Origin of the sequence: Leptospira saintgironsiae (assembly GCF_002811765.1) — a bacterium.
GTDB classification, from domain to species: domain Bacteria; phylum Spirochaetota; class Leptospiria; order Leptospirales; family Leptospiraceae; genus Leptospira_B; species Leptospira_B saintgironsiae.
Map to the genome: position 1 here is coordinate 397,726 of NZ_NPDR01000003.1, position 21,369 is coordinate 419,094.

At 38.1% G+C, this 21,369-nt stretch carries 19 protein-coding genes; 13 read left to right on the plus strand and 6 right to left on the minus strand.

The features are described 5' to 3' along the window. Positions 1-60 precede the first annotated feature (60 nt). Together CH362_RS09450 and CH362_RS09455 are read left to right on the plus strand one after the other, a co-directional pair. Positions 61-426, plus strand: coding sequence for a hypothetical protein (locus CH362_RS09450; RefSeq protein WP_100710098.1), 366 nt, complete (start codon positions 61-63; stop codon positions 424-426). Positions 427-448: 22 nt separating this feature from the next. Further along, positions 449-1,588 (plus strand): aminotransferase class I/II-fold pyridoxal phosphate-dependent enzyme, encoded by a 1,140-nt coding sequence (locus CH362_RS09455; RefSeq protein WP_100710099.1) that lies wholly within the window; start codon positions 449-451, stop codon positions 1,586-1,588. Here CH362_RS09455 and CH362_RS09460 read toward each other — a convergent pair. Further along, positions 1,486-2,634, minus strand: a complete 1,149-nt coding sequence (locus CH362_RS09460) for a hypothetical protein (RefSeq protein WP_100710100.1) — start codon at positions 2,632-2,634, stop codon at positions 1,486-1,488. The two genes, CH362_RS09455 and CH362_RS09460, sit on opposite strands and share 103 nt — an antisense overlap. 31 nt (positions 2,635-2,665) lie before the next feature. Between CH362_RS09460 and CH362_RS09465 the strand changes: the two genes are divergently transcribed. From CH362_RS09465 to CH362_RS09505, 9 genes are all read left to right on the plus strand, one after another. After that, the gene (locus CH362_RS09465; RefSeq protein ID WP_100710101.1) at positions 2,666-3,439 is read left to right on the plus strand and encodes an LOG family protein; all 774 of its coding nucleotides are present in this window, start codon (positions 2,666-2,668) and stop codon (positions 3,437-3,439) included. Between the two features lie 89 nt (positions 3,440-3,528). After that, the gene (gene rpmB / locus CH362_RS09470; protein ID WP_100710102.1) at positions 3,529-3,804 is read left to right on the plus strand and encodes a 50S ribosomal protein L28; all 276 of its coding nucleotides are present in this window, start codon (positions 3,529-3,531) and stop codon (positions 3,802-3,804) included. Continuing rightward, on the plus strand, positions 3,761-4,456 hold the full coding sequence (locus tag CH362_RS09475) for an endonuclease III domain-containing protein (protein WP_100710103.1): 696 nt from the start codon (positions 3,761-3,763) through the stop codon (positions 4,454-4,456). The genes rpmB and CH362_RS09475 overlap by 44 nt, the downstream gene beginning before the upstream one ends. 10 nt (positions 4,457-4,466) lie before the next feature. After that, positions 4,467-4,898, plus strand: a complete 432-nt coding sequence (locus tag CH362_RS09480; protein ID WP_100710104.1) for an acyl-CoA thioesterase — start codon at positions 4,467-4,469, stop codon at positions 4,896-4,898. Between the two features lies 1 nt (position 4,899). Further along, positions 4,900-5,319: a peptide chain release factor family protein gene (locus tag CH362_RS09485; RefSeq protein WP_100710105.1), complete on the plus strand. Its 420-nt coding sequence runs from the start codon at positions 4,900-4,902 to the stop codon at positions 5,317-5,319. A 3-nt stretch (positions 5,320-5,322) separates the two neighbouring features. After that, positions 5,323-7,209: an excinuclease ABC subunit UvrC gene (gene uvrC, locus CH362_RS09490; RefSeq protein ID WP_100710106.1), complete on the plus strand. Its 1,887-nt coding sequence runs from the start codon at positions 5,323-5,325 to the stop codon at positions 7,207-7,209. Positions 7,210-7,259: 50 nt separating this feature from the next. Then, positions 7,260-9,371 (plus strand): LIC11755 family lipoprotein, encoded by a 2,112-nt coding sequence (locus CH362_RS09495; protein ID WP_100710107.1) that lies wholly within the window; start codon positions 7,260-7,262, stop codon positions 9,369-9,371. Between the two features lie 12 nt (positions 9,372-9,383). Further along, positions 9,384-10,772, plus strand: a complete 1,389-nt coding sequence (locus tag CH362_RS09500; protein ID WP_100710108.1) for an LA_2168 family protein — start codon at positions 9,384-9,386, stop codon at positions 10,770-10,772. After that, positions 10,769-12,535, plus strand: a complete 1,767-nt coding sequence (locus CH362_RS09505; protein WP_100710109.1) for a phospholipase D-like domain-containing protein — start codon at positions 10,769-10,771, stop codon at positions 12,533-12,535. Before CH362_RS09500 ends, CH362_RS09505 begins: the two co-directional genes overlap by 4 nt. Here CH362_RS09505 and CH362_RS09510 read toward each other — a convergent pair. Further along, entirely contained in the window at positions 12,515-13,843 is a 1,329-nt protein-coding gene (locus tag CH362_RS09510) for an O-antigen ligase family protein (protein ID WP_244280535.1), read from the minus strand. The genes CH362_RS09505 and CH362_RS09510 overlap by 21 nt on opposite strands. A gap of 125 nt (positions 13,844-13,968) precedes the next feature. Between CH362_RS09510 and CH362_RS09515 the strand changes: the two genes are divergently transcribed. Next, entirely contained in the window at positions 13,969-15,264 is a 1,296-nt protein-coding gene (locus CH362_RS09515; protein ID WP_100710111.1) for a glycosyltransferase, read from the plus strand. On the opposite strand, the gene CH362_RS09520 is transcribed toward CH362_RS09515, so the two are convergent. Both CH362_RS09520 and CH362_RS09525 read right to left on the minus strand, forming a co-directional pair. Next, entirely contained in the window at positions 15,265-16,323 is a 1,059-nt protein-coding gene (locus tag CH362_RS09520) for a glycosyltransferase family 9 protein (protein ID WP_100710112.1), read from the minus strand. Then, a complete protein-coding gene (locus CH362_RS09525) occupies positions 16,320-16,922 on the minus strand; it encodes a DUF4254 domain-containing protein (protein WP_100710113.1) in 603 nt (200 codons plus the stop codon). Before CH362_RS09525 ends, CH362_RS09520 begins: the two co-directional genes overlap by 4 nt. A gap of 128 nt (positions 16,923-17,050) precedes the next feature. On the opposite strand from CH362_RS09525, the gene CH362_RS09530 reads away from it, so the two are divergent. After that, a complete protein-coding gene (locus CH362_RS09530; RefSeq protein ID WP_100710114.1) occupies positions 17,051-18,805 on the plus strand; it encodes a patatin-like phospholipase family protein in 1,755 nt (584 codons plus the stop codon). On the opposite strand, the gene CH362_RS09535 is transcribed toward CH362_RS09530, so the two are convergent. Both CH362_RS09535 and CH362_RS09540 read right to left on the minus strand, forming a co-directional pair. Further along, on the minus strand, positions 18,806-19,435 hold the full coding sequence (locus CH362_RS09535; RefSeq protein WP_100710115.1) for a phosphorylase: 630 nt from the start codon (positions 19,433-19,435) through the stop codon (positions 18,806-18,808). A 4-nt stretch (positions 19,436-19,439) separates the two neighbouring features. Next, complete coding sequence (locus CH362_RS09540) at positions 19,440-21,368, minus strand: AMP-binding protein (RefSeq protein ID WP_100710116.1); 1,929 nt, start codon at positions 21,366-21,368, stop codon at positions 19,440-19,442. Between the last annotated feature and the right edge of the window lies 1 nt (position 21,369).

Below are 21,369 nucleotides of genomic sequence, written 5' to 3' on the forward strand. Positions count from 1 at the left end.
CTTTGAATAAAAAATCTAGTTCTTCCTGGTTCAAGACGTTTTTTCGCCGATTCTATAAGTATGGAATCTAATGAAATTTCCCGAGAACAACATAGGGAACTGGACTCACTTAGAGCGGTATTAAGGAACATTTCCTTCCTTCTATTTTTACTTTCTGGAATTTTAACATTCGGAACCTTTCTGAAAGAGTCTCCTGGAAAGATTGTAATCCAAGCTGTGTCGGCGGTTCTATTTTTTATATTGGGGATTTTGGGTTACGGGGCTTCTCTATCTTTCCGTAAATCCTTGGTCTTGGAGGAGAAGGACCCGGAGCAGATCTTATTCGCTCTTAAGGACCTGAGATTTTTCTTAAGTGGTCTAGGTTGGATATTACTTGGTCTATTTTTACTCTCATTCTTCGGAGCTTTTGCATTGCTTCTTTCCTGAATGATTAAACTATGATCTGGACGTGAGTTTAAGAGAATTTTTCATAGAAGATCGTCTGGAAAAATTTAGGACGGAAGCTCCCTGCAACCTGGGAGAAAGTGGGATCCGGAATCTAAACCTGGACCAGCTTGCAGAATATCTAAATTTAGATTTGAGGGAGCTCGGAAAACTTTCCTTAGCGGACTCTCCCAATTCAGGAAGAAAAGATCTACGAGAAGAAATTTCAAAACTTTATAAAAACGTTTCTCCTGATCAGGTTCTAGTAACAACCGGAACCGGAGAAGCACTCTTCATTGCATTTCATTTACTTTTACAAAAAGGGGACACAACTTCTTTATTTTGGCCTGCATTCCAGGCATTGTATGAAGTCCCAAAATCACTCGGCGTCAGTCTACAAAAAGTAGATCTTCTTTCCAGATTAGAAAGTAAAGAATTGGGATTTGGAAAAGAGAATCTAAACAAATTATTCCAAAATTCTCCCAAGCTTGTCATATTCAATCATCCTCATAATCCAACCGGTATCATAGCGGAAGAAGAAGATAAAAAAGAACTCCAAAAACTTTCCGGTAATTTTCCGAATTGGATCTTATTTGATGAACATTATAGATTTCTTTCAGAAGAAAAGGATCTGGGTTGGAGTGGTTTTGGAATTTGCGAAAATTCAATCTCAACAGGTTCTATTACGAAATGTTTCGGTGTGATGGGACTTAGGATTGGATGGTTGATTGGCCCTAAGGATTGGATACAAAAAGCAAGATCCATGAAGGATTATTTAACTCATACAGTTTCTCCTATTTCGGAGTTTCTTACTTTAAAACTTTTGCAGAACCGCAAAGTGCTGCAGAGTAAGATCAAAGAATCCCTTCAGGGGAATATGCGAACCTTCACCCATGCAGCGGCAGGCAAACTCCCTGGAATCGAAAGTTTTAAGGAACCAAGAGGAGGTGTGGTTGGTTTTGCAAAATTGCAAAAAGGTTTAGAATCTAGAAAATTTGCAGATCTTCTATATGAAAAAGCAGGAGTGTTTGTTTTACCTTCCTCAGATTTTGAAACAGAAGGTTATATTCGATTAGGATTTGGAGAAACAGAAGAAAGATTTCGTCTTGGTCTAGAGCGTTGGAGCACTTTAGGATCCGATGTAATTGCTCTTTTGAATAAATAAGCGATCTGTCTGTCTCTCGTAAAAGATTCAGATTCCAATGTAAAATAAGATTTTCCTAGAAATACATGAGGACTTTCTAATATACTTTCGAAGTTGGAATTTTCCCTGGCCGGTTTCCAGGTCCATTCTAAATCTCTTATCCCAATTTTTAAGGTTTCCCCTTGGATTTTCCAGTGTGTTTCTCCGGTTCTAAAAGCCAATCCTTGTCTTAGTCTGGGCTCTTCTTCTTTTAAAAGATCAGGTGAGATCCAAACTCCGAGAGGAAATAATAAAGGTCTTTCTGGATCTATCTCTTCTTCCTTTGTGTGACCGTAAACCCAGACCTCAGTTCTATACACTCTGTTTGGGCTTGGGAATGTATCCTCGTATAAATTTCCCAATTGGTGAGATAGAACTCTCATGGATTGGATCCGAACCTTCCATTTTCCTGGTTCTCCCACGGGAAGAACCGATTCAGGCAAACAATCTTGGAACAGATCAGCAGGAACTGAGGTCTCCCAAATTACGAATGGAGAAAGTGTAAGGGTGCTTATTTGAGGAAACCAAACTTCCCAGAAATATGGTTTGTTTCGTAGATGGAAATTTTCCTTTTTGTGGACCTTCTTTTTTGTTTCCTCTTGGAATAAATTTTCTCCAGGATGAAATGCTCTGAAAGAAGGATCTGATTCTTGGATCTTGGATTTCCAAGGGAGGAAAAATAATAGAGACCAAAGGGAAACTTTGTGTTTTCGGACTCGGTGGAATTTTCTTTTTGCGTTTGGAAAAATCTCTTCTGTTTCGGTTTCAGTAAAGGAGAAGGGTGGTAGGTTCTCTGACCAGTCTTCGGTCGTGGCAGATTCCTTTCCGTTTAAATTCCGAAAATTCCTGGAATGGGACTCACTTGTAACGTAAGGATCCAATCTTTTTTGGAGTCTGATCTTTCCCGCTTCCCATTTGATGGAAAGGTGGAAAAAGGAGGACCGGAACCAGGAGAAAATTTTTTCTTTTAAACTTTTTAGTCCGATCATTCTTGGAGATAGGTTAGTAGATAGAGTTGGGAAAGGCAAGCCTAACTTCCCCTAAAAAAAGGAAAGAAATATGGGAAGAACGTCCTTAGAACATGATGAATTTTTACGATCCATAGATGCGTTCCATCTAAGGGTTCTTGCGGAGATTGATTATCCTCAATCTTTGTTTAGAGAAGGAAAGATCCAGGATACAATTTGTTTATTCGGATCTGCTAGGATCTTAAGTCCGGAAGAATGTAGAGAGAAGGAAACCAGAAATCTCTCCGAATCAGAAAAGAAATTATTCCTAAAACAAAAAGAGATGTCCGTATACTACGAGGCAGCTCGTAAAACTGCAAGTCTCATCACTGCTTGGGGAAAAGAAATTTCAAAGGATACCAGAAGAATGGCTGTCTGCACTGGTGGCGGACCTGGTATTATGGAAGCCGCCAATCGTGGAGCCAAAGAAGCAGGTGGACCAAGCCTTGGTTTAAATATCAGACTTCCTTTCGAACAATTTGTGAATCCATATGTGGATCCTGAAGTGAGTGTAGAATTTCATTATTTCTTCATGAGAAAACTTTGGTTCTTACGATTGTCCATGGGAGTCGTGGCTTTTCCCGGAGGATTCGGAACTGTAGATGAATTATTCGAGACCTTGACTCTTATCCAAACAGGTCGGAATAACCGCAAGATCCCTGTCATTCTATACGGGACCAAGTTCTGGAATGATATATTCCAATTAGAAAATATGAAAGAATATGGACTTATTGATCCAGATGATCTGAATCTAATCACTTATTGTGATACTCCTGAAGATGTCCTAGAAACATTAAAGAAGAAGGTCCCACTGGATGGAGATTAGGCCTAAAACGGGGAGAAATTCTAGGATTTTTCCCAAATCTTTTTGGTTTCCTTGACATAAGCATCTTATAGAAAACTATGGTCTTCAGTATGGCCAGAAAATGTGTTGTGACAGGGAAAGGAACGATATCAGGAAACAATGTTTCTCACTCTCACCTTAAAACCCGTAGATCCTGGAAAATCAACCTAATCAAAAAACGTATCTTCTTAGAAGATGAGAATCGTTGGGTAACCGTTCGTATCTCTACCCGTGCTTTAAGAACCCTTAAAAAGAAAGGGATCAAAGCTGCGATCAAAGATAACGGCGAATCACTAAAAGCACTTGCTCCCAAAAAATACGTCGGAATCCAAAAAAAGGCAGTCTAGTCCTTCTTTTTCCCCGACCCCTGAATATGTTTCTCGAATTTACTTCCTTCTCAGGAAGGAATTCGGGGACGTAAATTCTCCTCTCCAATATTCCAAAGACTACGAATTTGCTATCTCGGTAATTCTTTCCGCTCAGTGTACTGACGAAAGAGTAAACCAGGTTACTCCTATTCTTTTCAAAGAACTTCCTACATTGGAATCTCTTGCTTCTGCTCCTTTAAAGAAGATAGAAAAGTTAATTTATTCTACTGGTTTTTATAAGAATAAGGCAAAGTCAGTTTCCGGTTTTGCGAACCTTCTTCTAAATGAATACGACGGTAAATTGCCTAAGAGTATCAAGGAACTGATCAAACTTCCTGGTATAGGAAGAAAAACTGCAAACGTTGTATTAAATGAGATCCATCATATATCCGAAGGATTCGTGGTGGACACTCATGTTAAAAGGATCTCCAAAAAGTTAGGTCTTACCAAACAAACAGATCCTGTAAAAGTGGAGAAGGATCTAATGCAAAATATTCAGCCCGAATATTGGATGGATCTGTCCTTGTATTTTATATTTTTAGGAAGAAAATACTGCAAGGCGCATAAGACATTTTGCGAGACATGTATTCTTAGAAAAGAATGTCCTTCTTCCACTTCACCAAAAGATTAAAGAGGTCAAAATGAACTCAGAAGTATTTTTAGATGAAAAAATCCAAGGAATGGAATTAAGCACTCAACATATAGTCATGTCCAGGGACTTAAACCAACATGGATTCCTTTTCGGAGGACAGATGTTAGCATGGATCGACGAAGGTTGTGCAATGTTTGTCATCGAAAAAATTGGATATTCTAATCTTGTTACAGTGACAATGGATAATGTTATCTTTAAGAGTCCTGGATTACTTGGTGAGATCATTCAAATTTTTTCTAAAATAGAGAAAGTAGGAAAAAGTTCTATCACCATCCGAAGTGCAGCCATCGCAAAAAATCAGAAGAAAAAAGAAATCAGGGAGATCATAGATTGTAGGGTGACCTATGTCTGTTTGGATGATTCCGGAAAACCATTCCCTTATTTCAGTCAATTTGATCCGGAAGAATTTTTAAAAAGATAAAATGGCCGTTCTATTCCCGGTCTCTCCGGAAAAAGCGAACCTTCTTCTTTCCAGAATGCGAAAGCTTGGGATCAAAGAATCCGATCTGGAAGAAACTTTTGTAAGAAGTGGAGGCAAGGGTGGTCAAAACGTAAACAAGGTTTCGACTGCCGTCCGATTGTTTTATAAAAAAACGGGTCTCGAAATTAAATGTTCCATTCATCGCACCCAAGGTTTAAACAGATATAAGGCGAGAATTCTTTTATGCGAAAAAATAGAGGCCGAAATTTTCGAAACCTCTAAGATAGAAGATCCTAAACTTACAAAGATCAGAAAGGCCAAGGCGGATAAGGCAAGAAAAGCCAAAAGAAAGGCTGCTTCCAAAACTTTGGCAGGTCTAAAGAGAAAAACCTCTTCTGAAGATTGGAGCGAAGAATATTAAACCATGCCTGAAGTGATCAATCATACTCTGATTGTAGAAAAACTCAAAAACCTTACGGGTTCTCCTGGATGTTATCTTTGGAAGAATTCAGAAGGAGAGGTGATCTATGTAGGCAAGGCCAAAAATTTAGATAAAAGGATCCGTAACTATTTAAAAGAAAAACAAACGGACCTTAAAACTAGATATCTTCAGAGAGAAATTTTTGATTTGGATTGGTTTGCAACTTCCAATGAAAAAGAAGCTTTAATTTTAGAAGCTACTCTGATCAAAAAACATAATCCTAGATATAATGTTCGTTTAAAGGACGATAAAAAATATCCATATATCTGTGTTTCCCTTTCGGAACCTTATCCGATGGTGTTTATCACTCGCAAAATAAAGGATAATGGTGATAGATATTTCGGTCCTTTTACAGATGTTAGGACTACTCGGGAAATTTTAGATGTGATACTTCGAATTTTCCCAATTCGAAAAGTTAGGCAAAAACTTCCACTTCCTAAGCCTAAACGTCCTTGTTTAAATTTCCAAATGGGAAGATGCCTCGGTCCTTGCCAAGGAACAGTTCCAGAAGATGAATATGCAGTTATTGTAAATCAGATAATTCAGTTCTTAGAAGGCAAAAAAGAAGTCCTGGCAAACGAACTCACCAAACGAATGGATGAGTATTCCGGAAAAATGGAATTCGAGATTGCTGGCAGATACAGAGATATGTTAGGAAGACTACAGATCTTCCGACAAAAACAAACTGTGGTAAGTATGGATGGTGGCGACGAGGATATCATCGCATTCGCTCGCAAAGAAGACGAAGGACAAGTTGTTCTTATGGAAGTTCGAGGCGGTCTTTTAGATAATAAAAAGTCTTTTCCTTTGCAAGGTGTGCAGAATTCCACAGAAGAGGAAATATTAGCTTCCTTCTTCCGAGATTATTATATGGGAGCAGGAATGATCCCTGCAAGTATAGTTGTTCCCTTTGGCTTAAAAGAAGAAGGGGAAACTGTGTTAGACTTTCTGCAAGAGAAAACAGGTTTCCGACCTAAATTAAGATTTCCGAAAGCAGGCGAGAAAAAGTCTCTCTTAAAGATCGCAGAAAAAAATGCGGAACTTGGACTTACAGAGAGGCTTCTCGCAACTCATTATAAAGACCAAACTGTAGCTTTAAAAGAAATACAAGATATGTTCCAACTAAAGGAACCACCGCATATTATAGAATGTTATGATATTTCCCATTTCCAAGGATCCTTCCCTGTGGCGAGTGGTGTGATGTTTGTAGAAGGAAAACCGTTCAAACAAGGTTATAGAAAGTATAATATTCGAGGTTATGAAGGGATCAATGATCCAGGAATGATGCATGAGGTAATTTCCAGAAGATTACAAAGGATCATCAATGAAGATGGTGTGATGCCTGATCTAATCGTAATTGATGGAGGTCCTACACAGCTCGGCAGAGCTTGTGAGGCAGCAGTAGAAGCTGGCGCTGCAAATCTTCCAATGGTAGGACTTGCCAAAAAAAGAGAAGAGATCTATTTTCCTGGAGAAAGTTCTCCATATAGTTTTGATATGAATTCACCTGGGATGAGATTACTTCGCCATCTTCGGGATGAGGCCCACAGATTCGGAGTAGAACATCATCGTTCCAGAAGAAATCGTGAAGCTTTAACAGGCCTTATCAGAGAAGTTCCTGATATTGGTTTAAAAAGAAGTAAACTATTACTACAATCTTTCTCAGGCCAGAAAAAGATAGAAGATGCGAATATTGCAGAACTAATGAAAGTCCCAGGCATTGGAGAAGCACTCGCAGAAAAAATTTATAATTATTTCCATACTTCTGCAAACCAAAGCAGTGAGACAGGTGGAATCATAATTCCGGAAAATTCGAACTCTAACTCCTAAAAATCGCAAGTAAGAAGTTTTTCCCCAGACAAGTAGCTCTGGAGGGAAAAATGCGAACAATACTAACGGCTTTCTGCCTAATCATCTTTTTCATTTTAGCTTCTTGTAAAGAAAACTCATCTTCCGAGTTATATTTGGAAGAATCAGATAAATCTATAGAATTCCAATATGATCCAACCATCACAAAAGATTCACGACTTGTTTCAGATATGGTCCAAGAGAATGGCCGTACATGTTTTGTTTCTGGAGAAGATCCTAATTATAAGATCCGGATATGTATTCACGAAGATGGAATTTCAGAATTTATGCAAATTCTATCTGCTTGGAAAGAAGGGACACTTGTTTCTGAATTTAGTTCAACCCTTTCGGATAATTCAGGCTATAAAATAGGGACTTATCCTTTTTCTGGAATTAAGACGAAGGTAGAAGGTTCCAAATTTGCTATAATTGGAGATAGAAAACTTAGATTCTCAGGCGACGTTGCTTTAGTTTGGGACAGGGGGAATTTTAATCTCAAAAATCATTTTAAGAATTTTAATATATTCACATTTTCGAATGGAGAATCACTTTTAGTTTTGTCTCCTTCTGGAGAATCTGAAGTATATCTTGGGATTTCTTTTAAAGATCAGACTTTAGAAAAAGAAATCCAAAATCTGATCCTTACCAAAAATCAAATTGGATTAGATACCTGTAATTCTTCTCTTCCTATTATCACCGAAATTTTCGGAGAAACAAATTCAAGTTTGGGAAGATGGATTGAGATTTATAATCCGTATACATTCCCAATTTGCGAAGAAGGTTTGGAATTTAATTTATTGGGAAATAAAACTTCACTTCATCAAACAACGGGTTTTTTATCACCACATGAGACTCGGATCTTTGCAGAGGATATTGCTTCTTTAGAAAGAATTTCACTTTCAGGAATCAAATGGGGAGACCTGAAGAAGGTTGGCAAATTATCACTTAGCCGGGCAGATCAAACTTTCGAGTTTAATCTTCCTGGAACTGGATACTTATTCGGAGATAATTATTATTCATGGAAGGGTGGCTCTTTCTCAACTTGCGAAACTATTTCTAAGTTTTGCATGGATCCCGGCAAGAATTACACCTCAGCTTTAGAAAGTGAATATGCATGTGATCCAAACGATTTTGAATTAGAGGAATTAAATCCGAATGGATTAGTGCACAAGGGCGTTCTTCAGTCAGATTGGAAATATCTAGATCTGATCTATAAAGGAAACGAAATCTGTGAACCTTCTTCTTTAAAAATTAGTTGGGGAAAAAATCTTTTTCCAATTCAGATTTCTAGAAAAATTTCTTCAGGCGAGATTATTAGCTTAGGGAATCTACCTTTTCTATTAGGAAATCCTTCTTATTCCTTTTCGATTTTTAAGACTGTTACTATTAGCGATATTGTTTCCCTTTCTAATTCTTTAGGAAAGGAGAAGGTTCTCTGGGATGGGATTTTTCGCACTTCTAAAGGAGTTCCTACCCGTATTGTACTCCAAAAAACAAATGGAGAAACTGTAAGTATTTGTTTTGAAAATGGAAAGGCTCTTCTTCATCCGAATTCAACTGATCCTGCTTTTCCACAATCAGCCGTCGCCTTTGAAAATCCTAGGACTTCTGCCTCTATTAAGTTTTGCAAAAGATCAGAGAATTTAGGCAAAGCAAGATTTTCAGAAGTTTCTTGGATGGGTTCTTACCAAGGAGTTGATCCAATTTCAAAAGATAAGTTTTTGGAATTTGTATCTGTTACTGAATATTCGCCTGACTCTATATATTTAGAAATTGTCCCAGGTGCTGGAACAACAGTTTCTATTCTTCTACCTTTGGAGAAAGAAGGTTTAACCTTACTCTCTTCTGGAAAATCGACTTGTTTCCCTCAAACAGAGTTTTCGAAGGATGTAAGTTTTAGTTTACCATCTTCCGGATCGAATCTCCTTAAAATCTATGATCCTTATACTGGAGAATTATGGGATGAGTTTGCTTATAGTTCTTCTGGGCCGGGTGTGAATGATACCAAGAATAAGATTCGAAAATCAGCATATTCTAAAATGGAATCCGGTGCGAGGATTTGGTCAGCAAGTTCTTATTTAGGTAAACCTTATCGTGATCCAAGCTGTCCTTTGACGGATGCTCATCCTGGAATTTCGGAATAAGAAGGGTGGCTCATGAAAAGAATCTTCCTCTTATTTATATTTTTATACGCACAACTCATATCATCAGAGGAAGCAAAACAATCTTCTTTAGAGATATATTTTCAGTGGATCTTGTTTCGTACGCAAGGACGGATCTCGGAAGAAAAAGAAACTTCACGAATTTCTGCATTAGCCTCTCCTGCTGTATTGGGATTCAAATTTGAGAGAAATAATGAAAAATTTCAAACAAACTTAGAATGGAATCTAATCAGTACTCCTAATTCAGGTGTTGTACTTTTACCAGGGAGGAATTCATACTTTGGAATTTTGTACAAAGGATTCTTATGGGGAGCAGGAAGAAAATCAGACGTCGAGGAATTTCCCGCCTGGTCTTCTTGGAAAGATGGAGTAGAAGGTTTATTTGCAGAAACTGAATTGGATCATATCAAGATCAGATTTGATATTTTGGATCTATATAGAGGATTCCCTTTATTAGAAAACCAATGGTTGAAACTGCAGGGAAGAGAATATTTACTTCCGAAACAAGCAAGAGATGAATTAATTTCGGAAAAGGATACGGTGTTTTCTTCCCAGTCTAGGTATAGGGCTGGGATAAGTCTGACAGGAAACAAAGAAGATCATTTTCTGTATAGACTTAAGGTGCGTTATCTTTCCTTGGGCGACTGGGGTAGATTCGGATCTGATACGAAAGAATCCAAGTCTGAAAGTATAGAAGGAGACAAAGACTACCTTGTAGAATGGAAACTAGGACTTGGATTTATATGGAAATATTTTTATATTTCTGGGGACTTCTTTCTTTCCAGAGGGATCGATAAAACTGGATATCATCTCTCCCGTGCTGAAAGATCTATTCCAATCAGTGGAGAAGCTCTCCGATTTGATTTAGGATTTTATAATACATACGGAAAAATTTCCTTTTTTGGTTTTTTACCTGATAGAGAAAAAAGATCTTCTCAGGGTGAAATTTTAGAAATGGGTTTTGTTGGAATGGGTGCTTCTCCCATTTCAAATCCTATCTTACAACAAGTCTGGGGATTTTATCCGGCAGCTTGGATCACAGACAGAGGTTTGGAAAGAGAAGAAACAAATTTTCCAGGTAAACGTCCCGCAAATCTATTTGGTTGGAAAGCAGAAGGAAAGTTTTTCGGGATATCACCGAGTGTCCATTTTACTTATATAGGGTTTTTAAAAGAAGAAAATTCTTCTTCCGGTCTTTGGACAATTTCTTCTAAGAATATGCAAAACAAATTCCTGAGAGAGGTAGGTGTAAGTATTGCCTGGTCTCCTCTGGAAGATGATTCTTCAAAGATTGAATTAGATTTAGGCGGTTTTGAATCAGATTCAATAACAGGACTTAAACAATGGTACATGCTCTTTCGTATAGTAGGAGTTTGGAGATGAAGAAGTTTTGTTTTTTCATACCTATCATTCTTTACTTCCTATACTGCGAAAGAACGGAAGAAGAAGTTTCGCTATTTTGGGAAGATGAATTATATCCTAAGGTGTTCTTTTCCTATCCTGGGAGATTTGTTCCCATCGGCAAAAAGAGAAATGTCCGAGATGAGATACTACGTATTATCCGTGAGACTAAACATTCTATCTATATGCATATTTATTCATTCGATGATCCAGAAATCGAATTTGAACTTTTGAATGCAAATAAAAGAGGAGTTCGTTTAGAACTTATGGGAGAATGGGGAAAAAATTACCCAGGCTCTATTTTACCTTTTTTGAAATATTGGAAGGGAACGGGGTTACAACATACAAAGGTGTTGGTTGGAGATCATTCGTTGGTGTTTATGGGGACAGGTAATTTTACATATTATGGTTTGGAACAGGACCATAATGCGTATTTAGAATTTAAACTGAATTCAAAAGACTGGGAAAACTTTCATTCATTCTTAAAAGAAGAATATCCATTTCCTATTTTAAAAATTGGAGGATTAGAATTTTGGAATTCTCCTCAGGAAGGGAATTTGGTCCAAAATAGGCTTTTGGATTCTGTTCTTTCGTCTCAAGATTCGATTCAATATCTCATTTTCGATCATTACGATCCAATTTTAAGTTCGGGATTTACTCGAGCGAATCACGGATTTATCAGCGGAGTTTATAATCGTCCCGTGGATCCGGAAGGGAAAATTCTCTCAAAGCTTCCAGGAATTGAGATCATGGAAGATGGTAACGAAGATATTCTAGATGATCCCACAATCGGTAAAGGAGGACTTCTTCATCATAAAACTATGATCTTGGATGATATAGAAGTATTGACTGGATCTTATAATTATTCTTTGAGCGCAAGGGATTCTAACAGAGAAATTTTGATCCGAATAAAAGATGCAAGGATTGCCAAAGAGTTTAAGCAAGAATGGGAAAATATAACAAACAAATCCAAACTTGTAGAAGTTTCGGAATCAAATTTGCCACTTAATACAGATAACAATCATAATTACGATTCTGAAACTGATCAGATTTGTAGATCTCAACTCCAACCGGAAGATTCATTTTTAGAGATTGGATTTGCTTGGTTTCGCTGGAATAATGTCTATCGGTGGAAGGAAGAATCTTGTAAATCTATTGCAGATTATGAATCGATTAGCTCCCGGTCCTTTGGGGGAAAAGGTGAATTTCCAAAAATAGAAGCAGAGAATTTAGGAATTCAATCATTCGCAAGAAACGGAACTAAAGTCCTTTCTCTTCCTAAATCTGTTTTGATGCAAGAATTTCATTCTACAATTTCGAAACCTAATATCTTCTTAAGACCTTCTCAATTTTTAGGATCTGCTGGTGCCTGGGTTTTTCCAAACGAATCTGAACTTAGCGCGCTTCTCTCCGAAAATTCTCCTCAATATGTTTGGCTTTTAGAAAGAGGAAAACTTCCGAAGAAACTAGGAATCGAAGTGGAAGATGGGGTGTATTATCTCGCTGAAAGTATAAGTTCTAATTCAGGTGTTGCAATAATTGAATATGAGAACTTCGGTCTTTACTTTTGTTATAAATCCGCCAATTATAATCTGAACTGGCCAGAGCAGATCTTATTCGCAGCTTACAATTTTAAAGAAGGCAAAACTTCTTCAGATCAATATTCTAAATCCGACCTGGAATTTTTTGCTGAACAAGGACTTCAGACTCAAAGAAGGAAACAATTATGTGTTATCTCTCTTTGAGATCAGAACTTCTCCTTTTACGAAAAGACCTAATAAAATCCAAAATAGAATTACTACTTCGTCGTCTTGGAAATAACACTGGAACAGACCAGACACAAAGAACCCAATTAGTCCGTAAAAGAATAATAGTTGCTGAAAGTCTTGTTTGGATTGGAATAGATAAGCAATTAGAATTGCACCTAATACCAAATAGATCAAAGCAGCTGGAATTCCGAACACTGACGCCAGATGGAAATAATCGTTATGAGCATGTCCTCTTTGTGTAACTTCGTAAAAATAGGAGAGTTCAGAATATTCTTCTGAATGAGCTATTCTTACGTTTTCGATCTCTTTATTATAATTTCCCGGGCCAACTCCTATGATAGGATGTTCTTGGATGAGTGGAAAACTGGAATCCCAAATGAATGTTCTTCCGGAGTCAGTATGTTTTTCTTTTCCAAAAAGTGGACCTATAACTTTTTTGCCTGCTGGGCTGAATGCTAAAACAAGACCGATCAAAAATAAGAGCCCTAAAAATAGGGAAGCTCCCTTTATTAAAAAGGATTTCGAAAATTCTTTTCTGATAAAGAATAAATGAACACCCGCAAAAAAGATACTTACGCCGGCTCCGATCATGCTAGATCTCGCTTGATTCAATAAGAATACTAAACAGTATAAAAATAGTAAAAGTCCTGCTAGTAGGATTTTCTTTTTGTCACCTTGGATCAAAGTCCTTAGAAATCCAAAAACCGCAAAAGCGGAGAAAAATTGTAATAAACCACCAAAGGTCAAATGAGTGTTCATTAAACCTATGGAGATGTAAAGAGGAATGGAAGAAAGTGAGCCTAGTGGATGGGTGAATCTATAACTGCTGGAAGTTTTGTATAGATCACTAATAAGTCTGGAAAGTCGGACTGGAGTAAATCCTCCTGCGACTCCTGTGAATACTAAAAGTAGAAAAAGCCAGAAGAGCGCTCGATAAACTTTTGGTAAATCGTCCTTTGTAGTAAATCCTACAGAGAGTAAGCCGAAAAAAAGGAAGAAGTCTTTAAGTTCTCCATTCCAAGCAGCCTTTGCATATCCGCTAGAATTGTCTAAAACCAGATGGATCAGAAATACGATCCCATACCATAGAAACAGAGAAATAGAAATTTTAGAAACAGGATGATTTGGTAGGATCTCCTTCCAATTTCCGCTTTTCACTTGATCCGCTAATCCAAAACAAAAGGAAAGAATCAGAAATCCCTGGCTGAGGCTGACCGAAATTCCTATGGAAGGAAGGGTTGCGAGTAAACAGAATAGATGTGCCTTTTTTAAAAACTCTTTCATCTGGATTCTGGAAATAATCTCACTCATCTATTCTTTGTAAATTCGATTATTTTTCACATAGATTTCTGTAATGGAGTGGTAAAATCCATATTGTGGAGGAGATTGGTTCCGCATTAGGAACCTAGATGAAGATTCTTTATTTTTCGGACACGTTTTTACCCAAAATAGATGGGGTCGCTATTTCTATGAGAAATTTTGCGGAAGCCCTTGCCGAAAGAGGACATGAATTTTTAATTTGTTGTCCACGTTATGGAGAAGGTGATTTCGATAAAATGGGAGATCATATTCGTCTGGAAAGATTCAGAAGTGGATATTTGCCTAGTTACCCTGATATCAAAGTTGTTTTACCTTCTCCTTCTAAAATAAAAAGAGCAATCAAAGAATTCCAACCTGATCTGGTGCATATCCACACTCCAGGGCTTATGGGAGTCTACGGGATCAATGCTACTGAAAAGTATGGGATCCCAAGTATTGGGACCTATCATACATTGATGTCTGAACAGGACATGTATCTTTCTTTCTATCGTCTTTTGAAATTGGATAAACTTTTCATGAGAATTGGAAAGTTGAACAAGAAGATCAAGATAAAGGATTTAGTGAAGTTTGAAAAATTAGATAAGTTCAATATCCGTAAAAAGATCATTCTGAAAATTACGAATAATTTATACGATCGTTGTGACCTAATTATTTCTCCTTCTCACTTGATCAAAAAGCAGTTAGAAGAGTTTGGATTAAAGAAACCTGTGGCTGTTATATCAAATGGTTTGGATCTTTCTCAATTTAAAGGAAGTCCTAAAACTCTTTCGGAAAGTCCTAAACTTCTGCACGTCGGTAGGATCTCCTACGAGAAAAACTGCGATGTAATCATTAACTCTTTCAAATTGATCATTGAAAAGATCCCTTCGGCTACGCTAACAATTATAGGGGATGGACCTGCTTTAGCTTCTCTTAAGGTTCAAGCTCAGAAATTAGGCATAGACCAAGCAATTACTTTTACTGGTTTTATAGATAGGGCAGAACTTCCGAATCATTATCCGAATTACGATCTGTTCTTGACTGCTTCTACGATGGAAACACAGGGACTTGTAATTTTGGAATCTGTTGCTTGCGGACTTCCTGCGGTGGGTGTGGATTCATTTGCAATCCCAGAACTCGTCCATGATGGTGTGAATGGATTTATAGCAAAACCATTCGATGTAAGAGATATCGCGGATAAAACAGTTCGTATTCTAGAAGATCCTACAATGTATGCTTCCTTCTCCAAGGAATCCTTAAAAATTTCTCAAAACCACGAGATGAAAGCATGCGTGGATAGAATGGAAGAAGTATATAAATCAGTTGCAGAGCAAAAGAATAAGAAGAAGAAAAGATCAATATTAAATACGATCTTCTCTTTGGATCCTTTCGGGATCTTAGGCTGATCAGAAAAGTGTATTAATATTCTTGATGACGTTGATCCTTTTGATCACGTCTTCTGGAGTAATTCTTTCCATACAGGCAAAGTCTTTTCTATAACAAGTCGTATTTCCGTAAATACTGCACGGCCTGCAAGGCAGATCATCTATTTGTAAAACTCCAGTGTCTTCCTGGCCGAAAGGTGCAAATCCAGAAAGTGGGTGAGTAGTCCCGAATAAAGCGATCACAGGGCGTTTTAGAAGTGCTGCGATATGGATATTAGAAGAATCCATTCCGATAATCACATCCATTCTTTCCATAATACCCAATTCGCCTCGTATTCCAAGTTTACCACCGGAAACGATTGTCATGGATTGGTCCCCATTTCTCCATTCTTCCATTTGAACTGCTTCTTGCGACGAACCGAATAAGAAAATTCTAATATTAGGAAATTCCTCTTTTAGTAGCCTGAGCAATTCTAGGCTTTTTTCTAAAGGCCATTCTTTCAATTTATGACCTGCAAAAGGTGCATAACCCACCCAGAGTCCTTCTTTTTTGTCTATCTTTCTTGCAAGAAGGAAGTCTTTTGCATAAATTTTGGATTCAGGATCCACATTGATCCAAGGGCCTTTTCGTACGGTCGCAGGAAAACCTGCTTTTTCAAAAACTTTAAGATATCTGTCTACAGTGTGAGGAAGTTTGCGCAAAACCTTTCTGGTTTTACGGATCTGGCGCATTTTTTCTCTTCTTCCCTTGATAATCCTAAAAACGGAAACTCCTCTGACCCAAAAGAAAAAACTAATAAAGCGAGATCTAACACTAGAGTGTAGGTCTACGATCTTTTCATATGGACCAAGTTTATTCAATTCTTTGAATAAACGATATAATCCGGATAGACCTTTATACTTTTTAAGATTGATCCCGATTACATGAACATTCGGGATATTATAAAAGAAGGGAGCATAATTCCCTCTAGTAACAACCGTGAGTTGTATATTCGTATACTTGGCGGCTACGGCGATTAATGCCGGAGCCATCAAGGCGACATCTCCCATCGCTGAGAATCTTAGCACCAAAAGATTCATGCTTGTTTTGTATATAAGGATGGGTTCAGATTTTTGTCGTTATACATTTTCATCTGCCTATACACCTTATAGAATTTATCTCCTTTAGATAAATCGTCCAGAAGTTCATCCAGACATTTGGAAAGATCAGTCCTTTGTTCTAGCAAAACATTCAACTTGTTTTGGCAAGTTTGGATATGTTCAGGACTCACATCCTTTCTTTCCGTTTGTTCTTTCATGTGATAAATTTTGAGTTCCAGGATGCTCATCCTGTCAATCAGCCAAGCAGGGGTTTCTGAGTTCATTCTGGCATTTGGCTTTCTTTCCACGGACTTATACATCGCAGAAATTTGATCATCAATCTGCTCTACTAAATCAGTTCTCTCCTGGTTCAAAGCGTCTATTTTTCTTTTGAACTGGACAAGCTCCTTGTCCGGAAGGTCAGGTCTTCGGATTTCGTCTTCCACATGCCATTGGATGGTATCTATTTGGTTTTTTTGGTAAAATAGGAACTCAAGGGAAGGTTGTGGGAATGGATTTGGAGAAAGAGTTTCCTCTTTATGCCAGTCCGTGACGGAATTTTTGAATATCTCAACCACTTTGGCCGATTCTAACTTCATCGGAGCTAGAATTTACGTGATAGACCAAAAATCAAGAGGATTTCCTACTATCGGTCCGTCGGCTAATACCAGAGTACGATATAGTTCCGCTTTACAAAATAAATTTCCCAGGTTAGGATTTTGCCCGCATGAAAAAAATAGTTCCTCCGGAAGCGTTGCAATTTTTAGCGTCTATCCCCTTATTCAAGGGTCTCCCGAGAAAATTACTAGTCTTACTCTATGGCCATATAGAAGAACGAAACGTTCATAATCACACAGTCATTTATTATAAGGGAGAGATCTCCAAGGAACTTTACATAATCCGACACGGAGAAGTAATGATGACCTTGGGAGAGGCAGGCAAAACGGTTCGTTACTTGGGAGAAGGTGACGTATTCGCGGAGAATAGCGTTCTAACAAGAACAGCTCACACTGGTTCTGCAACTGCAATCCTGGATACATTATTATACGTTTTAGATGGAGAATATTTCCTCAAATTAGCCGCAAAAGAAAGAGTACTTTCTCAAAACTTAATGAGGCTGATGGGAATGAGAATGAGAGAGGTGATGGAAGATTCTTCCAGCCCAATGCATTCTCCTAGAAGGCTTGTATGCCATATTCCTATAGAAGAAGTAGAGGATTTTAAAGTTCATCTAGAGTCAATTGTGGATAATGGTAGGAAGTCCCACGAAGGCCATGTTTCCCTTTTGAGAATGGATACTTTCAAAGGAAAATCAGTCTCTGAGATGATCAGAACAATCGCTCAATTGAGAAAGAAGTCTTCTATACTACATCTGTATTTTAAAAATCCGGAGATCCAACCAGAGTTAGATAAGATTGTTCAACAATGTGATCAGATCGTTTTCTGGGAAGAAAAACCGGAAAGAAATCTAAAACAGAAAAGTGAGATATTAGGTTATTGGGAACCAAGAATACGAAATTTTTCTGGAAGGACTTCTCGCATTATTGTATCCGAAAACGGATTAAGAAAACATGAAGAGTCCGCCAACCAAAAGATATTTTATAAGGGGGAGACATTTGCCAGATATTTGGTATCGAGGACCCGAGGAATTGCATTGGGCGGAGGAGGAGCAAGAGCACTTGCTCACGTGGGCCTTTTAAAAGTTTTAGAAAGAGAAGGGATCCGTTTTGATTTTGTAAGTGGTTCTTCTTTCGGTGCGGTGATCGGAGCATTATATGCAAGGGGAGAAAGCACCGATTCTATTTTCAAAATGATCGGTAAGTTTTTTGGAGGAATAGAAAAACCATTCGATCCTACCATCCCGCTCATTTCCTTTTTCAAAGGTAAAAGAATGCTTAGAATGTTAAAGGATGCATTCGGAACCCAATTGATAGAAGATCTAAAAATCCCGTTTGCGACTTCAGCCGTGGATCTTCATAGCGGACAAGAATATGTAATGGACCAAGGACCCGTCTGGGAAGCGCTCGCTGCTGCAATGAGTTTACCAGGGATGTTTCCACCTGTATTCAAAGGTGATCATCTTTTGATAGATGGTGGAGTGATCAATAATGTGCCGGAAAACTTGATTAGAAGAAAAGGTGCGGATGTGATCTTATCTGTGAACGTTTCTCCCCTTAGAGACGAGGGGATCGTGAGACTTTTGGAAGATAGAAAGGTAACCGGAAAATCATTTTTTAAAAATCTTTGGGAAGATATTACTTATCCTCCAATTCTAAAGATTATGGCTAGAGCGATAACATTAGAGGGAAGAGAGATTACTAAATTGAGGAAAGAAAAAATGGATCTTTTTATCAATTTGCATATCGAAGAATTCGCATTTACAGATTTTGGAAAATATAAGGAAATCATTAAGAAGGGAGAGTTAGAAACGGAAGCCGCGATTGGTGATATCCGTAAACTATTCTTCCCCGCAGAAAAATAGTTAGAGATAACTTAGGATCTTTTCCTGGAGTCTATCTGAATGTTTTCTCCAGGATAGTTTCCATTCTTCACTTCCTTTTGGTCCTACTTTGTTCGTAAGTGCAAATATTGTCCCGAAAGGAATATTAAATAGATTACATACTTTCGCAAGACCGAAGGCTTCCATATTTTCGAAGCCTAAACCTTCTCCTTTAATCCTTTCTAATGCGCGTGGACTTAAATCTTCTAATGTGACCGAGCCAGTTCCGTTAGTAGCGGATTCTACAAAATCATTTCCATCAAACGGGAACTGTAAATCTGGGAATTCCAACTTAAAAGTCATACTTTCTGGAAGTCGGATCTTTTTGTCTAAAAATGCGATTTGGTAATTTGCGAATACTTTCGAAATTCCGAATTTACCTTCCCAATCTTTTCGAGGGATCCAGTTATAAACTCCTGCAGAACCTATTCCCAAAATCACTTTGGGTTTCCAGTTAGAAGACTCTGAAAGATATTTCTGGAGATTGATAGCAGCTTCCAATTCTCCAATGCCTGCTTCGAAGGTATGGATTTTGGGATCTAATTTGAGTTTGTCGACTTCTCCCGCGAAAGCTGCGCAGAAAAGGATGTCCTGGATTTTAAGGTCGCTCATCTGATTAAAGAAAGATCGTTTTTATCAGATCGGCATAGAGTTCTGCAACCTTATTTCTTTTCACTTTCATGGTTTCGGTGAGTTCTTTTCCTTTTTCGAACTCCTTGTCTAAGAGGCGAAACTCACCTATTTTTTCGAAATTTTTAAATCCGTTTTTTTCTGAGATCGTGTTCTTGAGCAAATCCTTATAGAACTTCAGGACTTTGGGGTCTTGGACCAGGGCAGAATTGTCATTAGGCAGGCGAATTCCTTGGGAAGAAAAATGATCTTTAAGTTTGGCAAAGTCTGGAACGATTAATACCGCCAAAAACTTTTGGTCCTGGCCTAAAACTACTGCAGTCAACACCCAACCAGTTTCTAAAATTTTTCCTTCGATTGGTTCAGGTTCTACATTCTCTCCTGACGAAAGGACGATTGTATCCTTTGCTCTACCTGCAAATTTTAATTCGCCTGTTTTGGTCCAAACGAATAAGTCACCAGAGTTAAACCATCCATCTGAAAAATTGGACTGGGTAAGTTCTGTATTTTTATAATAACCTGCGGTTACATGAGGGCCCTTATGCCAGGCGATCCCTTTGTCTCCAGGTCTGGAAACTACAACATTCTGCTCATTGACTAATTTGATATGTGCTCCAGGAAAAACAGGTCCTATTGCTCCTGTTTTTGGAATTGGAAAACTTCCTAATGCTCCCATTCCGGTAGTCTCAGTCATTCCGTAAGTTTCTATAATAGGAACTCCCATAGAACGAAAGAAAAATTGGATTTTGGGAGGCATTGCTCCCGCACCACAAAATGCAAACTTAAGTTGTCCACCGAATAGAGCCCTAACAGGTGCGAGTATTTTCTGAGCTATAATATTCAAAGAATAGAATATAGGTAGAAGTAGGGTAGATACTACTGTGTCAGTCAACTTCTCCTCTTTATTTGAGTCTTCTGTTTCTGAATAATTTCCAGAGACAGTATCTAATAAAGAATTATAGGTTTCCGCAATTCGGACAGCCAATTTAAAGATTGCAAGTTTTGCAGGAGAAGATTTGGAAACCTTATCCCAGATCCTACGATACAATGCTTCCCAAACTCTGGGAACAGAAACTAAAACTGTAGGTTTGATTATCTCAAAGTCTCTGGTAAGCCCGGAAACATTGGAGCAGGCGAGTGAGGCTCCCCAAGAAAGAAGTGCTGTTTCTAAAATCCTTTCTGCAATATGCCAAGGAGGAAGGAAGACTACAACTCTATCAGAATAATTTGCAGGCACAAATTGTTGCAACTGATCAATCGTCCAGGTAAAAGATCTATGTTTTAGAACTACACCTTTGGGCACGCCAGTGGTTCCTGAAGTATAGATGATTGTAGCAATATCGTTTTCAGTTAAAGATTCTCCGATTGAATGAATAAGTGACTTTCCCTTCTTTTCGACCCAGGCTCTTCCATGAGCGATCGCAGTTTCCAGATCTATAAATTCTATTTTAGGATATGCAGCCTTTAGTTTTGCCAATGAGGCAAAGTTTTCTTCAGACTCAATGAGTATTATGGTTTCTAGATGTTTTAATCTGTTTAGAACATTTCCCAGTTTGACTAGGACCTGTTCTTTTTCTATAAATGTGATCTTGGATTCAGTATGATCTAAGATATAAAATATCTCTTCTTCACTTGCGTCACATCCACGAGGAACATCCGCTCCACCTGAACACATTACGGAGAAGGAGCATAATGCCCATTCCGTCCTATTATCACAGAATAATCCTACCTTATCACCTTTATTCAGATTTTTCTGTCTGAAAAATCCGGAAAGATTTTCCAAATTTAAAAACCATTCAGAATAGGAGATCCCGGAGAATGATTTTAATTTTTCATCCCAGATCCATTGGAAAGGCCTGTCCTTGTAATGAATACAAGAGTCCCTGACGAGATGATAGATGCTTCTTTTTTCCATA

Bases quoted from the DNA above. Each gene is read 5' to 3' on its own strand.
- CH362_RS09450 (WP_100710098.1), top strand. From the start codon at position 61: ATGGAATCTAATGAAATTTCCCGAGAACAACATAGGGAACTGGACTCA.
- CH362_RS09465 (WP_100710101.1), top strand. From the start codon at position 2,666: ATGGGAAGAACGTCCTTAGAACATGATGAATTTTTACGATCCATAGAT.
- rpmB (WP_100710102.1), top strand. From the start codon at position 3,529: ATGGCCAGAAAATGTGTTGTGACAGGGAAAGGAACGATATCAGGAAAC.
- CH362_RS09480 (WP_100710104.1), top strand. From the start codon at position 4,467: ATGAACTCAGAAGTATTTTTAGATGAAAAAATCCAAGGAATGGAATTA.
- CH362_RS09485 (WP_100710105.1), top strand. From the start codon at position 4,900: ATGGCCGTTCTATTCCCGGTCTCTCCGGAAAAAGCGAACCTTCTTCTT.
- uvrC (WP_100710106.1), top strand. From the start codon at position 5,323: ATGCCTGAAGTGATCAATCATACTCTGATTGTAGAAAAACTCAAAAAC.
- CH362_RS09495 (WP_100710107.1), top strand. From the start codon at position 7,260: ATGCGAACAATACTAACGGCTTTCTGCCTAATCATCTTTTTCATTTTA.
- CH362_RS09500 (WP_100710108.1), top strand. From the start codon at position 9,384: ATGAAAAGAATCTTCCTCTTATTTATATTTTTATACGCACAACTCATA.
- CH362_RS09505 (WP_100710109.1), top strand. From the start codon at position 10,769: ATGAAGAAGTTTTGTTTTTTCATACCTATCATTCTTTACTTCCTATAC.
- CH362_RS09510 (WP_244280535.1), bottom strand. From the start codon at position 13,843: ATGAAAGAGTTTTTAAAAAAGGCACATCTATTCTGTTTACTCGCAACC.
- CH362_RS09515 (WP_100710111.1), top strand. From the start codon at position 13,969: ATGAAGATTCTTTATTTTTCGGACACGTTTTTACCCAAAATAGATGGG.
- CH362_RS09520 (WP_100710112.1), bottom strand. From the start codon at position 16,323: ATGAATCTTTTGGTGCTAAGATTCTCAGCGATGGGAGATGTCGCCTTG.
- CH362_RS09525 (WP_100710113.1), bottom strand. From the start codon at position 16,922: ATGAAGTTAGAATCGGCCAAAGTGGTTGAGATATTCAAAAATTCCGTC.
- CH362_RS09530 (WP_100710114.1), top strand. From the start codon at position 17,051: ATGAAAAAAATAGTTCCTCCGGAAGCGTTGCAATTTTTAGCGTCTATC.
- CH362_RS09535 (WP_100710115.1), bottom strand. From the start codon at position 19,435: ATGAGCGACCTTAAAATCCAGGACATCCTTTTCTGCGCAGCTTTCGCG.
- CH362_RS09540 (WP_100710116.1), bottom strand. From the start codon at position 21,368: ATGGAAAAAAGAAGCATCTATCATCTCGTCAGGGACTCTTGTATTCAT.